This window comes from Winogradskyella wichelsiae (assembly GCF_013403925.1).
Lineage (GTDB): Bacteria > Bacteroidota > Bacteroidia > Flavobacteriales > Flavobacteriaceae > Winogradskyella > Winogradskyella wichelsiae.
In genome coordinates this window covers 510821-525940 of the sequence record NZ_JABFDJ010000002.1, presented here as the reverse complement: position 1 = coordinate 525940, position 15120 = coordinate 510821, and the positions used below count along the sequence as shown (strand labels likewise).

Below are 15120 nucleotides of genomic sequence, written 5' to 3'. Positions count from 1 at the left end.
GCTGATATGGCTTTAGATTCAAAAGTACCAAAGGGTCCAATTAAAGATAAATGGACAGATTATAAAAATAAAATTGATTTAGTAAATCCGGCCAACAAACGTCATATCGATGTTATTGTTGTTGGTACAGGTCTTGCTGGAGGTTCTGCTGCTGCAACTTTAGCAGAATTAGGGTATAATGTAAAAGCATTTGCTTATCAAGATTCACCACGTAGAGCGCACTCAATTGCTGCTCAGGGTGGTATCAACGCAGCAAAAAATTATCAAGGTGATGGTGATTCTACATACAGATTATTTTACGATACTGTAAAAGGTGGTGATTACCGTTCTCGTGAAGCAAACGTTTATCGTTTAGCTGAGGTTTCTGCTAATATTATTGACCAATGTGTGGCACAAGGAGTTCCTTTTGCACGTGATTACGGTGGATTGTTAGATAACCGTTCTTTTGGGGGTGTTTTAGTTTCTAGAACATTCTACGCCAAGGGTCAAACAGGACAACAATTGTTATTGGGAGCTTATTCTGCAATGAATAGACAAATTGCTCGTGGTAAAATTGAAATGTTTAACCGTCACGAAATGTTAGACGTTGTTATTGTAGACGGAAAAGCACGTGGTATTATTGCTCGTAATTTAATTACTGGTGAAATAGAAAGGCATTCTGCACATGCTGTTGTAGTTGGTTCTGGTGGTTATGGAAATGTATATTTCTTGTCAACAAACGCTATGGGCTCTAATGCAACTGCAGCTTGGAAAATTCATAAAAAAGGGGCGTATTTCGCAAACCCTTGTTACACACAAATTCACCCAACATGTATTCCTCGTTCAGGTGATTACCAATCGAAGTTGACATTAATGTCAGAATCATTACGTAATGATGGTCGTATTTGGGTTCCTAAAAACATGGAAGATGTTATGGCAATTAGAGAAGGTCGTAAACAACCTACTGATTTGTCAGAAGATGAAAGAGATTATTACTTAGAAAGAAGATATCCTGCATTTGGTAACTTAGTACCTCGTGATGTTGCATCGAGAGCCGCAAAAGAACGTTGTGATGCTGGTTATGGTGTTAATGCAACTGGTGAAGCGGTTTATTTAGATTTTGCTTCTGCTTTTGACCGCTATGGTAGAGAGCAAGCAAAAATTCATAATATAAAGAATCCAACTGCTGAAAAAATATACGAATTAGGTCAAGCCATTGTTGAAGCGAAATACGGAAACTTATTTCAGATGTATGAGAAGATTGTAGATCAAAATCCATACAAAACTCCAATGATGATTTATCCAGCAGTTCACTACACAATGGGTGGTGTTTGGGTTGATTATAATTTAATGACAACCATTCCTGGATGTTATTGTATTGGTGAAGCTAATTTCTCTGATCATGGAGCAAACAGACTTGGAGCTTCAGCTTTAATGCAAGGTTTAGCTGATGGTTATTTTGTATTACCTTATACAATTGGTGATTATTTATCTGATGATATTCGTACTGGAAAAATTCCAACAGATTCAAAAGAATTTGACGCTGCTGAAAAAGAAGTAACTGAAAGAATTAATTTCTTTGTAAACAACAAGGGAACAAAATCTGTAGATTATTTCCATAAGAAATTAGGAAAAGTAATGTGGGATAAGGCAGGAATGTCTAGAAACGCAGAAGGCTTAACTGAAGCAATGGCAGAAATTAAAGCCATTAGAGAAGAATTTTGGAAAGAGGTTTCTGTACCGGGAACTGCTGCTGAAATGAATCCAGAACTTGAAAAAGCTGGTCGTGTGGCCGATTTCTTAGAATTAGGTGAATTATTTGCAAAAGACGCTTTAGTAAGAGCTGAATCTTGTGGTGGTCACTTTAGAGAAGAATCTGCTGAATTAGATGGTCCTCAAAAAGGGGAAGCTAAACGTAACGATACAGATTTTGCATTTGTTTCTGCTTGGGAATATAAAGGGGAACCTGCAGATGCCGTTTTACATAAAGAAGAATTAGAATTTAAAGATATTGAACTAAAACAACGTTCATACAAATAAGAAAGACGATATGAATTTAACACTTAAAATTTGGAGACAAAAAGACTCACAAGCTAAGGGTCAAATGGTCGATTACAAAGTAACTGAAATTTCAGAACACATGTCTTTCTTAGAAATGATGGATGTTTTAAATGAACAGTTAGTAAATTCTGGCGAAGAACCTGTAGCTTTTGATCACGACTGTCGTGAGGGAATCTGTGGTATGTGCTCAATGTACATCAATGGTGAAGCGCATGGACCAGATAGAGGGATTACAACTTGTCAGTTACACATGCGTATGTTTAATGATGGTGATACGATTACAATAGAGCCATTTAGAGCAGCAGCATTTCCTGTAATTAAAGATTTAGTAGTCGATAGAATGTCTTTTGAACGTATTCAGCAAGCAGGTGGTTATATTTCGGTAAACACTTCTGGTAATACACAAGATGCTAATTCAATTCCTATTTCTAAACACGCAGCAGATGAAGCTATGGATGCAGCAACTTGTATTGGTTGTGGTGCTTGTGTAGCGAGTTGTAAAAACTCTTCAGCTATGTTATTTGTTGGTGCTAAAGTTTCACAATACGCATTATTACCTCAAGGACAAGTTGAAGCTGCAGATCGTGTTAAAAACATGGTAGCTCAAATGGACTTAGAAGGTTTTGGTAACTGTACAAATACTGGAGCTTGCGAAGTAGAATGCCCAAAAGGAATTTCTTTAGAGAATATTGCACGTATGAATCGTGAATATTTATCTACAACCTTAAAAGGTTAACATTAAAACCCAACGTATTCTAAACAGAAGACGTTAAATGATATATAAATCCCAAGCATAATTATGTCTTGGGATTTTTTCTTTTCTTATATTTCAATTTTATTATAGACTTATGCAAAATCCAGCGTCTTTTTACAAAGAACAACTAGAAATAAATCAAGCAGCTTCTAAACAAATATTTAAAAAGCTTAGCTTATATAGTATACTTAGACTTACCATTTTTGTACTTGTAGTAACAGGAATTTATTTTACCTATCAGAACTGGCAAATCGCTGCAGGAATTGCTTTAGTTGGTATTGCTTGTTTTTTGTTTCTATTAACTCGCTATACAGATCTAAAATCGAAACGAAACTTACATAAAAGGTTAATTGCTATTAATGAGGAAGAATTAAAAATAGCAAAGGGTGATTTTTATGAAAGAGCAGATGGGGAAGAGTTTCAAAACCCTAAACACTTTTTTAGTCTAGATATCGATTTATTTGGTAAAGGCTCTTTCTTTCAATTTATGAATAGAACAGCACTTAAAGAAGGTGCTCAGAAATTGAGTGAAAATTTACTTTCTAACGATATAACTAATATCAAAGAGCGACAAGAAGCTATAAAGGAATTAGCAGATTTACCAAAATGGCGACAAAATTATGTAGCTGTAGCTCAAGGTGTGGAAATAGAACATTCTGCAACGTCAATAATTACCTGGTTAAAAGAATATAAACCTTTTTTAGGTAAAACACAGTATATTTTAACCATCGTATATGCTATGGCATCGGTTGTACTTTTAGGCTTAGGAATTACTGAAATTATATCGATTTCTATAGCCGGTTATTGGTTGCTGTTAGGTTTAGGGATTACAGGTCGTTATTTAAAACATATTAATAACCTTTCACAACATACGGAACGCGCAAAAGACACTTTTAGACAATATGCATTGTTATTAAAAGCGATTGAAACCACAGAATTTACTTCTAAATTATTAAAAGAAAAGCAAAAATTAATTCAGTCTGAAGATGTGAAAGCTTCTGAGATATTTTCAAAATTCTCAAAGGTTTTAGATGCTTTAGATAATAGAAACAATTTGATCTCTGCTGTTTTTGGGAATGGATTTCTTCTTATTGATATTAGAAATAGTTTTAATGTTGAAAAATGGATTTCTAAATATGGACATAAAGTAGATGATTGGTTTGAGGTTGTTACCTTTTTTGATGCCTTTAATAGTTTTGGTAATTATGCCTTTAATCATCAAGATTTTACTTACCCAATTATAACGGAAGATCCGGTGACTATTTTAGCAGAAGGTTTAGGACATCCGTTATTAAATGCAGAAAAACGTGTAGATAGTGATTTAGAGTTAAAAGAAGAACAATTTTTCATTGTTACCGGTGCAAACATGGCTGGGAAAAGTACGTTTTTAAGAACTATAGCGCTTCATATTGTGATGGCTAATGTTGGACTACCAATTTGTGCAAAACAAAGCAAATACAAGCCTATTAAGTTAGTTACAAGTATGCGAACTACAGATTCATTAACCGATGATAGTTCGTACTTCTTTAGTGAGCTTACACGCTTAAAGTTTGTGGTAGATACCATTGAAAATGATAAAAATTATTTTGTTATTCTAGATGAAATTCTAAAAGGAACAAACAGTACTGATAAAGCTATTGGCTCTCGTAAGTTTGTTGAAAAATTAGTGAAACAAAACGCTACAGGTATTATTGCGACCCACGATTTAAGTCTTACTGAAATTGAAAAAGAATTAGTAGCCGTAAAAAACTATTATTTTGATGCCGAAATTATAAATGATGAGCTCTTCTTCGATTATAAATTAAAGCAAGGTGTTTGCCAAAATATGAATGCAAGTTTTCTATTGAAGAAGATGGAAATTATATAAATAAAAAACCCTTTCTTAAATATATAAGAAAGGGTTTTTAGTAATTATGTGTTTGCTTTTATTTCAAATTTAAAGCATCTACAGCATGATAGAAAAAGTCTTTTTCATCATTCATAGAAACAAATAAACCATTAGGGAATTTTTTTCCTAAGGACGTCGTTACAATATCGCAACCATCCGTTTCTAACGTTCCTAGATTTAAGGTTTTAACATAGCTATTATCACTACGTTTATAAAAGTTAAAACTATGATCTTGTTGGTTAGATACTATAATAAAACCTTCATCATTTGGGTAAGTTGCTATAGCAATACCTTCAATGTCCTTTTTAAAGTTTTCACCACCAAATAACGAAATCTCTTCATTTCCCATTTTAGGATCTGCATATATTTTTCTAATGCCAACACCTTCATCAGAGCAGTACACAAAACCTAATTCATCATCTACAGCAATAGCTTCGATTTCTTTTTTCCCACTAAATTTCCCTACTTTTCTTAAAAGATTGGCATGAACACCTAAAGAATCAGATTCTAAACTATACTGATGTAAATAACCTTCTACAGGACCATTTTTTCGACTTACAAATACAGAAATAGCTTCTGTTTTAGGATTTTTATATATAGAAACTCCCATTGGTCGTTTCATTTCTACATCGGTTTCCTCAGTAAATACTTTAAATCCGCCATTATCTAAAGGTGTCATATCTGGAATAGAGTACATACGTATTTGATGTTTTTCTCTTTCTGAAAATACCATAATATCCGTTTCTGTAGAGTCGTTGATTTTAAATCCGTATTCTACATCGACGTTATTAGGATAAGCAATTCCTGTTAAACTTTTTTCTTTGATAATTTTTCCGTCTAAGTCAAACGCATAAACACCACCATTAACTTCGTCCTTATTGGTACCGAAAACAATACTTTGTTCAGGGTTTTCTTTGTTAATCCATATGGCAGGATCATCACTATCGTGTGGTAGTTTTTCGGTTACTAAAGTTGGTGCTATTTTTGGTAAGCCGTTTCCGCAAGAAACAATTACCATAGCTATGATACCTAATATTATTACTTTCTTCATCTTCTTATTTTTTAAATAGGTCATATTTTAATCCTACAGTTAAACGTTTTTCGTAGTACTCCATTTGCATTGTTCTACCTTTTACACCTTGGTAATAACGTAACGGTTGGTTAGTGATGTTGTTTAAGTTAACATACATGCTTAAGTTGCTACTAAGTGCAATGTTTGCATTAAAATCTAAGAAAAACTGCTCGTCATAATAACGATCTTCAAAAGCATTTCCGCCAATTTCATCGATGTAAGAATCTGAGTAATTAGTGGATACACGTAAACTGAATTTTTTACCTGCGTAACCTAAAGAAGCATTGTACATGTTAGGTGATGTTTGCGGTAAATCTAAGTCCACACGCTCTTCACCATCTTCATTTCTAATTCCGTCTGTACTAGAAGTAAGGTATGTATAGTTTAAATACACACTAAGGTTTTTAGCAAAACCAGGTAGGAAGTCTAAACGACGTTGGAAAGAAAATTCAGCACCTAAAACAGAAGCATCATCACCGCTTAATGGTTGGTATACTTCATAACCGTTTTCATCTTCTGATTGAAAAGTGTAAACAAAATCTTGAATATCTTTATAAAATACACCACCAGAAATAATACCCACAGACTTAAAGTAATGTTCTGCCATAATATCAAAATTCATAGATGTTGTAGGATTAAGTTCAGGGTTTCCTAAAAATATCTCTTCATCTTCATTGCTTATTTCACGGTAAGCTACTAAATCTACATAGTTTGGGCGCGCTAAAGTATTTGTCCAAGCAAATCTTAATATCGTGTTGTCATTAATATCATATTTTAAATGCACACCTGGTAATACGTTAGTATAAGTGTTTTTATCTTTCAACGTATTAATTCCTGAAACATCACCATCTGTATCAAAAACTAACTCGCTACCTTCACTTTCAATAGACGTATGTTCTACTCTTATACCAGCTAATATGCTGAATTTGTCTGATAAATTTTGAGTTAACATCGCGTAACCAGCATATACATCTTCATTGACGTCAAAGTTTCCTGTAATGTATTCTTCAGGAAGATCTTCACCTTCAAATAATTCAGTATTGTAAAGGTCTAGGTTCCCGATGAATTCTGGGCTAGCAAAATTTCCTATTTGATATTGGCTACCTGCTAAGAAATCTGAATTAGTATAGTTTCTTGTTGGTACCATTCCTAATAAATCTAAAGCACCTGTTTCATCTCCATATTCTGTAAAATCATTGTCTCTATTTTTATTCTTAATTCTAGTTTTTGCACCAATTTTTAAGAACCCTTCGTTGCCTTCAATTAAAGATAATGGCAAACGTGCATTTACAAACAAGTTGAAATCTTTCTCTTCAGTATATTGATTTTCTTCAGTTAATTCACCAAATTCAAAATCTTCAAAACTACCTTCTCCAGTTAATGGTGTGTATAATGGCTTATCTTCATTGTTATTAAATGTAATTCCGTATTCGCTTTCGTATTCTAAATAACGTTCGTTTAAGCGTTCTTCAGAGGCTTTAGAGAAAGACGCGGTCCAATCTAATTGCATATCACCAAATAAGTGCTCACCACCTAAACTGTAGTTTTGCATTCTTTGATCTTCTAAACGTGTGTTTTGGTTACGGTCGCTATTAATACCACCTTTAGACTGACGTTTAGCTTCTACAAGAAAGCTAGTAAGGTTTCCATCAGCATCTACAAAGAAATCTCCTGCTCCGATATCTTCACCATCTAAAATTTCGTGTTCTAATCTAAATCTATTTTCTCTGTCATCTCTCCAGTTATAGATAGATTTGAAGAAAATAGTATTGTTTTCGTCTAATTTATAATCGAAATTAGCAGAAAAACTTCTTCTAATACGTTGTACTTGGTATTCTCTAATTTCAAATACATTGGCATAAGGATTGACCTCTACTTCTTGTAAATTATCTTCATCTCCTGAGTTATATTCAAATTCGTCAGTCCATTCTGCTTCTACATTATGACTACCAAAATCGTTATCATTAACAGATGCAGCTATTACCCAACCAAACTTGTCGTTTTTAGAGCGATCACCAACTAAAAAAGAGCCATTTAAAATTCTTTTATCTGAGATGAAGTTAATACCAGAACCTGCTGTTGCAGATAATCGGAAACCTTGAGGGGATGTTTTGGTGATTAAATTTATAGACCCACCAAGAGCGTCGGCATCCATATCTGGAGTTACTGCCTTGTTAACTTCTATGGTTTGAATCATATCTGATGGAATTAAATCCATCTGTACATTTCTGTTATCACTTTCTGCAGAAGGAATTCTACTTCCGTTTAAGGTTACTGAATTTAATTGTGGTGATAATCCACGTATAATAACGTTTCTTGCCTCACCTTGATCCATTTGCATGGTAATACCAGGAATACGCTTTATGGCATCACCGATGTTAGCATCTGGAAATTTACCAACTTGGTCTGTAGATACAATATTGGTAATGTTTTGTTTATTTTTTTGTGTGTTAAGTGCTCTAGATTGTCCACTAAGTCCATATCCTGAAATTAATACTTCTTCTAAATTAGTGTCTTCAGAATTTAATGTAAAATTCAGTGTTACGGTTTCATTAGGTTTAACAGTAACAGCGCTAATGATATCGGAATATCCCAAATATTCTACAGTAATTGAGTAATTCCCTTCAGGGATATTTACTAAGGTATATTTACCATTGAAGTCTGTAACAGTTCCTTTATTTATGGATATAATTGATACAGTAGAACCAGGAACGGTTAAACCGTTTTGATCAGTTATAGTTCCTTGGATATTTCCCGTTTGGGCATAACTAAAAAAAGGTAATGCTAATAAGAGGAATAGATTAAATAATTTTTTCATTTTAGGTTGTTTTGTTTCTCACAAAACTAGACCTAAGTGCTTTTTCTTTGCGAAATTATATGTTATCAAAAAGTAATAAAACGTAGTAAAACCGCTATATAACAAGGCAACATTTGCATTAAGATAACATTGAAAAAAGATTTAAGATATATAGTTTATAAATTGAGTAAGAAGGCTAAGAGGTCATCTTTAGAATCTATTGGTAATTTTTTTCGAAGTCGATATCGTGCTATTCTTACACTGTCTGGTGTAATATGAAGAATATTTGAAATTTCTTTAGAAGATAGATTAAGTGTTAAAAGCATACTTAATCTGATTTCTGAAGCTGAAAGTGGTGCTAACGCGATTTGATTTATATGGTCAAAGAATTTTGGGTGAATTTGAGTGAAATAACCCATAAGTTCTGTCCACTCATTTTGGCTAGCTAAGTCAAATTCTATTTCTTTGATTATTTCTTTTAGTTTCAATTTTATAAGGGTAATATTTCTATCTTTTAATTTAGAGAGTGTTTTAGATAGATCAGAAAGCATTTTATTTTTATGTGCAATATTTAAGCTGTAGTTAGTGATTGACGAGATTTTGATATCAATTTCTCGCTTTAAGGATATTTCTTGAGCTATTTTCTTATCCAAATCAACTTGTAGTAATTGTTGTTTGTATTCTAAAATATGCTTCTCGTGTTTTCTTCTCTTTTTCCAATAAATTAAACCACCTATTAATACCAAAATTATAGAAGCTGCGCCTATTAAAATAATAAATTGTCTAACTTGGGTAACTTGTTTTTGTTTGTTCAATAATTGTACTTCTGCTTCTTTCTCTTTTACGGCATAAAACACTTCCATTGTACTTACAACCTCTATATTTTTTCTTTTTAATGCTTGTCTGTTAACAATATTTTGATTGTTAAGATAGTTGTAGGCTTGTTCATAATCTTTTAGTTCAGCATAAGTTCTGGCTAAATCTTTATAAGCACTTTCAATTTCTGAAGTGTTGTTTGTTAATTTGGCTAATTTTAGAGCTTGATTTGTGTAAACAATGGCCTCTTGATAGTGCCCTGTTTTACTTTTCGCGTCTCCTAAATTATTAATTATATTTATTTGAATATTGGTAGTACAACTTTGAGAAAAGCGTTGGGCTTTTTTAAAATAATTATAGGCCAGATCAAATTGGTTTAAATCTTCGTAAATACTTCCTATATTTTCGTTAGTGACAGCGAGACCTGTGCTGTCTTTTAGAGTTTTAAATATAACTAGACTTTTATTTTGATGGTTTAGAGCCTCTTTATACAAACTTTGTTTTTCTGCAATACTTCCTAATATAGCGTGTGTATTGGCTAGACCTTTATAATCTTTTAAAGTTTCTGATATTTCTAGACTTTTATGAGCGTGCATCTTAGCATCACCGTATTTTTTTAAATTTAGGTTTATGCGCGATAAAGCATTTTCTACATAGACTAAAGACGTGTCTTTAGTTTTATGTATGTTTTTAAAAGCGTGGTAGTGCTTAATAGCTTCACTGTAAAGTTCTAATTGAGTGAAAAAATCACCTAGTTTTATGTAAATGTGTGCTGTTTTAGAAAAATCTGATGCGGAATTAGCACTTTGTAATTGTTGTTTTAGTTTGTGCAGTTTTACATCAAACTTTTCTTCAGTTTGCGCTTGGGATAGTAGACCTGAAGTACAAATAATAAAAACAATAAATTTTAATTTTAGCAAAGCGATACCTATTTTAAATAACTGGTAAAGTAACACGATGTATATTAATTAAACGGTCTTGTTTTATGATGTTAATGTTATGAAATAAAAAAAGCGTCTAATATAGAATTAGACGCTTTTTAATGTTTTAAGAAAAGATGTTCTTAAGCCTCAAAAGGCTCAATAGAAACGTAAGACTTGTTGTCTTTTTTCTTAGTAAATTTTACTAAACCATCAACTTTAGCATGTAAAGTATGATCTTTTCCTTGGTATACGTTTTCAGCTGGGTGATGTGTATTACCACGTTGTCTTAAAATGATATTTCCAGCAATAGCAGCTTGTCCACCAAATATCTTTACGCCTAAACGTTTTGATTCTGATTCTCTACCATTCTTCGAACTACCAACTCCTTTTTTATGAGCCATGATCTAAGGTTTTATATTGTTAATATTAATGCAATTGAAAATTACTTTTCAATTCCACCGTCTAATCTGTCTTGTAATTCTTTTAACTCGTCCCACTTACCATCTGCAGCTAATTTAGCTTGCTTTGGCCAAGTATCAGTAACGATGTGCGCTAATCTAGAGCTTGCTTCAGAAAGGATGTTACTCAATTCTTCAGGTTTAGCTTCTGCAACTTTAGCAAAAGTTTCTAAGCCTGCGTTAACCAATGCCTCAGCAGCTTTTGGTCCAGCACCTTCGATTTTCTTTAAGTCATCAGCTTTACCAGTTGCTTTTTTAGCTTTTGGTGCTTCTGCTTTTTTAGTTTCCTTCTTTGGTGCAGATTTCTTTGCTCCAGAAGTAGCAATACTTTCAATTACGATTTCAGTTAAAGATTGTCTGTGTCCGTTTTTTACACGGTAACCTTTACGTCTTTTCTTCTTGAAAACTATTACTTTGTCACCTTTAAGGTGCTTTAAGACTTTTGCACTAACCTGTGCTCCATCTATAGCTGGGGCGCCTAAAGTAATATTGTCACCATCACCTATTAAAAGAACATTGTCGAAAGAAACTTCCTGACCTTCTTCTATAGCTAAACGGTTAACAAAAACTCTTTGGTCTTTTGCAACTTTAAATTGCTGCCCTGCTATCTCTACAATTGCGTACATAGCGTAACGTTTTTATTTATTTGTTTATTAAATAATAATGCTTTCTTCTCAGAAAGCGGATGCAAATATACTCCTAATTTATTAATCTACAAACGTTTTCATGATTTTCAGGAGGTTAGGATATGAAATAGAAAAAAAGGACTAATAATATTGAAATAGAATGTGTTATCTGTCTCATTTTTCGCATTTTATTTTATACAATAGTCAAATCATTGTTTATTTTTGTAGGATAAGGTGTAACATTTTACACCTAGTAAGGACAAATACGTAAACAATTTAAATTTTAAACAAAACTACAATGAAAAACTATTTACTGGCTTTGGCTTCTTTGTTGTTATTTAGCCATCAGGCTATAGCACAAAAAGTTGAATTTGAGGAATTTGATCTAGACAACGGGTTACACGTTATTATGCACCAAGATAATACAGCACCAGTTGTTATTACTTCTGTAATGTATGATGTAGGTGGAAAAGATGGTGACCGCGAGCGTACTGGATTTGCACACTTTTTTGAACATTTATTATTTGAAGGTTCAGAAAATATTGGACGTGGTGAGTTTATGAAAATTATCCCTGCAAACGGAGGTACTTTTAACGCAAACACATCTCAAGATAGAACTTACTATTATGAGATTTTTCCTTCTAATAAATTAGAATTAGGATTGTGGTTAGAATCAGAGCGTATGTTACATCCTGTTATTGACCAAGTAGGTGTTGATACGCAGAATGAAGTTGTAAAAGAAGAGAAACGTCAGAGCATGGATAATAGACCTTATGGTGGTTTATTTAAAACAATCGGTGAAGGTCTTTTTGAAGTTCATCCTTATAAAGATGAAAACATTGGAAAAATGGAGCATTTAGATGCTGCTACTTTAGAAGAATTCAATGCTTATTTCGATAAATATTATGTACCAAATAATGCTGTATTGGTTGTAGCTGGTGATATTGATTATACTAAAACTAAAAAGATGATATCTGATTATTTTAGTGCTGTTAAAAAAGGACCAGAAGTAGTGCGTAACTTTCCTAAAGAAGCACCAATTACTGAAACGAAACATGCAATAGCTTACGATAAAAATATTCAAATCCCCGCAATCATTGCAGCGTACAGATTACCAGGTCAATCTACAAGAGATGCTTATGTATTAGATATGATTTCTAGTTATTTAAGCGGTGGTAAAAGTTCTGTTCTTCAAAAGAAATTAATGGATGAGCAAAAACAAGCTTTAGCAGTACAAGCTGTAAATATTGGACAAGTTGATTACAATATTTTTGCATTATTTGCTTTACCATTAGGAGATGTTAGTTTGGATACTTTATTAGCTGAAATTGATGAAGAAATTGTTAAGATGCAAGATGAGTTAATCAGTGAGCGTGATTATGAAAAACTTTTAAATCAATTTGAAAATGATTTTGTAAGTTCTAATTCTAGCGTAGCTGGTATAGCAAATTCTTTAGCAACATATTACTTATTATATGGAGATGTAAATATCATTAACAATCAATTAGAAACTTACAGATCTATAACTAGAGAAGACATTCAGGCAGCGGCTAAAAAATATTTAAGTCCAAACCAAAGAGTAGAAATTGAATATCTACCTAAAAAAGACGAACAATAATATGAAAACAGCATTTAACATGAACACTAAGATAGTAGCGTTTTTCGCATTATTTATAATGGCTATTGGTGCCAACGCACAAGTAGATAGATCTCAGCCGCCAGTGGCAGGTCCAGAACCAGAAATTTCAATTGATAAACCAGAAGAGTTTACTTTAAAGAACGGTTTAAAAGTTCTTGTAGTAGAAAACCATAAGTTACCAAGAGTATCTTATTCTTTACGTATCGATAACAATCCTATCTCAACAGGAAAAAAAGCAGGAGTAGAAAGCTTAATAGGAAGTATGTTGGGTAACGGAACCACATCAATTTCTAAAGATACATTTAATGAAGAAATAGATTTCTTAGGTGCTAGCTTAAATTTTGGTATTAGTGGTGGTTTTGCAAGTTCTTTAACAAAGTATTCAGACAGAATATTAGAATTAATGGCAGATGCAGCGATTAATCCATTATTAACGGAAGAAGAGTTTGATAAAGAAAAAACAAAATTACTAGAAGGCTTAAAAGCAGATGCAAAAAGTGCAGATGCCATTGCAGGTAGAGTAGGTTCTGCGTTATCTTATGGTACAAAACACCCTTATGGAGAATTTGTAACTGAAGAAACAATTAATAACGTTTCTTTTGGTGATGCAGTAGCTTTTTACGAAAAACACTTCAATCCAAATAATGCTTATTTAGTAGTTATTGGTGATGTAGATTTTAAAGATGTAAAGAAGCAGATTAAAAAATACTTTAAAGATTGGTCAAAGTCTATAGATGTAAATAATACGGTGCCAAAACCAAGTGCTAATGTACAATACACACAAATAAATTTTGTTGATGTACCAGACGCTACGCAGTCTAATCTTTCAATTACAAATAATGTTGAGTTAAAGATGAATGATGAAGATTATCATGCGGCTTTAATTACTAATAACATCTTAGGTGGTGGTGGTGAAGGTTATTTATTTAAAAACCTTAGAGAAGAACATGGTTATACTTACGGGGCTTATTCTCGTTTAGGAACTGATAGATATGGAGCATCTCGTTTTAATGCAACGGCTAAAGTTAGAAATGCAGTTACAGATAGTGCTGTAGTTGAAGCTTTAAAAGAAATCAACAGAATTAAAACAGAACCTGTAGATCCACAGTTATTAAAAGATGCTAAGGCAAAATACGTTGGTAACTTTGTAATGGCTTTAGAGCGTCCGCAAACTATTGCAAACTATGCTTTAAACATTAAATTAAATGATTTACCTGAAGATTTTTATACCACTTATTTACAAAAAATAAATGATGTATCTGTCGAGGATATTCAACGTGTAGCTAACAAATACTTTAAATCAGATAACTTAAGAATTATCGTTGTAGGTAACGGAGCAGATGTAATTGACAATCTTGAAAAAACAGGAATTCCAATTATGTATTTTGATGAGTATGCAAATAAAACTGAAAAACCAGTTTTTTCTAAACCATTGCCAGCAGGTTTAACTGCAGAGGCTGTAATTAGTAATTATGTTACGGCAATAGGAGGTGAAGAAAACTTAAATAAGGTGAAGTCAATTTTTATGAATGCTGATGTTACTATTCAAGGGGCACCATTTAAGCCTAAAGCTACGGTTAAGCAAATGGTACCAAATAAATCTTTTATGGAAATTACTGCAGAAGGAATGGGGTCTTTAATGAAGCAATCATTTAATGGTGAAAGTGGATATATTGTACAACAAGGTCAGAAAATTGATATGGACGATAAAACACTTGCAGATAAGAAGGCTGAAAAAGGATTATTTCCAGAATTATTTTTCGAAGCTTCTGCTTTAGGTTTAGAAAGTATTGTAACAATTGATGGTGCTGATGCTTATAAAGTGAAAGTAACTAAAAACGAAGTTGCATCTTACAGATATTACGAAACAACAACGGGATATTTACTAAGAACAGAAGAAACTGCAGAAATGGGTGGACAAACTATGACAACAATTACTGATTATTCTAATTATAAAGAAGTAAGTGGGGTTATGTTACCAAGTACAATGAAAGTTGCTACAGGGCCTCAGGTTTTAGCATTTGAAACAACTGAAGTTAAAATTAACGAAGGTGTTACAGATGCTGATTTTAACTAATCGCGACTAAATACATATTACTAAAAAAAC

Annotated in this window: 10 protein-coding genes; 5 read left to right on the top strand and 5 right to left on the bottom strand. The window is 32.8% G+C overall.

Going from position 1 to position 15120, the window contains the following annotated elements:
- Positions 1-6 precede the first annotated feature (6 nt).
- The 3 genes from HM985_RS05915 (at position 7) to HM985_RS05905 (ending at position 4661) form a co-directional block, all read left to right on the top strand.
- Positions 7-2019, top strand: coding sequence for a fumarate reductase/succinate dehydrogenase flavoprotein subunit (locus HM985_RS05915; protein WP_179375358.1), 2013 nt, complete (start codon positions 7-9; stop codon positions 2017-2019).
- A gap of 10 nt (positions 2020-2029) precedes the next feature.
- Positions 2030-2776 (top strand): succinate dehydrogenase/fumarate reductase iron-sulfur subunit, encoded by a 747-nt coding sequence (locus HM985_RS05910; RefSeq protein ID WP_179375357.1) that lies wholly within the window; start codon positions 2030-2032, stop codon positions 2774-2776.
- Between the two features lie 112 nt (positions 2777-2888).
- Entirely contained in the window at positions 2889-4661 is a 1773-nt protein-coding gene (locus tag HM985_RS05905; RefSeq protein WP_179375356.1) for a MutS-related protein, read from the top strand.
- A gap of 58 nt (positions 4662-4719) precedes the next feature.
- On the opposite strand, the gene HM985_RS05900 is transcribed toward HM985_RS05905, so the two are convergent.
- The 5 genes from HM985_RS05900 to rplU form a co-directional block, all read right to left on the bottom strand.
- Positions 4720-5733, bottom strand: a complete 1014-nt coding sequence (locus tag HM985_RS05900; RefSeq protein ID WP_179375355.1) for a phytase — start codon at positions 5731-5733, stop codon at positions 4720-4722.
- Between the two features lie 4 nt (positions 5734-5737).
- Positions 5738-8572, bottom strand: a complete 2835-nt coding sequence (locus HM985_RS05895; protein WP_179375354.1) for a TonB-dependent receptor — start codon at positions 8570-8572, stop codon at positions 5738-5740.
- A 155-nt stretch (positions 8573-8727) separates the two neighbouring features.
- Positions 8728-10287: a tetratricopeptide repeat protein gene (locus tag HM985_RS05890; protein WP_179375353.1), complete on the bottom strand. Its 1560-nt coding sequence runs from the start codon at positions 10285-10287 to the stop codon at positions 8728-8730.
- A gap of 143 nt (positions 10288-10430) precedes the next feature.
- Positions 10431-10691 (bottom strand): 50S ribosomal protein L27, encoded by a 261-nt coding sequence (gene rpmA / locus HM985_RS05885; protein ID WP_179337340.1) that lies wholly within the window; start codon positions 10689-10691, stop codon positions 10431-10433.
- 41 nt (positions 10692-10732) lie between these two features.
- Positions 10733-11374, bottom strand: coding sequence for a 50S ribosomal protein L21 (gene rplU / locus HM985_RS05880; protein ID WP_179375352.1), 642 nt, complete (start codon positions 11372-11374; stop codon positions 10733-10735).
- Positions 11375-11672: 298 nt separating this feature from the next.
- On the opposite strand from rplU, the gene HM985_RS05875 reads away from it, so the two are divergent.
- Together HM985_RS05875 and HM985_RS05870 are read left to right on the top strand one after the other, a co-directional pair.
- Positions 11673-12992 carry a M16 family metallopeptidase gene (locus HM985_RS05875; protein ID WP_179375351.1) on the top strand — a complete coding sequence of 440 codons (1320 nt, stop codon included), beginning with the start codon at positions 11673-11675 and terminating at the stop codon, positions 12990-12992.
- A gap of 1 nt (position 12993) precedes the next feature.
- Positions 12994-15090 carry a M16 family metallopeptidase gene (locus HM985_RS05870; RefSeq protein ID WP_246284960.1) on the top strand — a complete coding sequence of 699 codons (2097 nt, stop codon included), beginning with the start codon at positions 12994-12996 and terminating at the stop codon, positions 15088-15090.
- The last annotated feature ends 30 nt before the right edge of the window (positions 15091-15120 follow it).

Coding starts and splice junctions, on each gene's coding strand:
- HM985_RS05905 (WP_179375356.1), top strand. CDS start 2,889: ATGCAAAATCCAGCGTCTTTTTACAAAGAACAACTAGAAATAAATCAA.
- HM985_RS05870 (WP_246284960.1), top strand. CDS start 12,994: ATGAAAACAGCATTTAACATGAACACTAAGATAGTAGCGTTTTTCGCA.
- HM985_RS05900 (WP_179375355.1), bottom strand. CDS start 5,733: ATGAAGAAAGTAATAATATTAGGTATCATAGCTATGGTAATTGTTTCT.
- HM985_RS05875 (WP_179375351.1), top strand. CDS start 11,673: ATGAAAAACTATTTACTGGCTTTGGCTTCTTTGTTGTTATTTAGCCAT.
- HM985_RS05910 (WP_179375357.1), top strand. CDS start 2,030: ATGAATTTAACACTTAAAATTTGGAGACAAAAAGACTCACAAGCTAAG.
- rpmA (WP_179337340.1), bottom strand. CDS start 10,691: ATGGCTCATAAAAAAGGAGTTGGTAGTTCGAAGAATGGTAGAGAATCA.
- HM985_RS05915 (WP_179375358.1), top strand. CDS start 7: ATGGCTTTAGATTCAAAAGTACCAAAGGGTCCAATTAAAGATAAATGG.
- rplU (WP_179375352.1), bottom strand. CDS start 11,374: ATGTACGCAATTGTAGAGATAGCAGGGCAGCAATTTAAAGTTGCAAAA.
- HM985_RS05895 (WP_179375354.1), bottom strand. CDS start 8,572: ATGAAAAAATTATTTAATCTATTCCTCTTATTAGCATTACCTTTTTTT.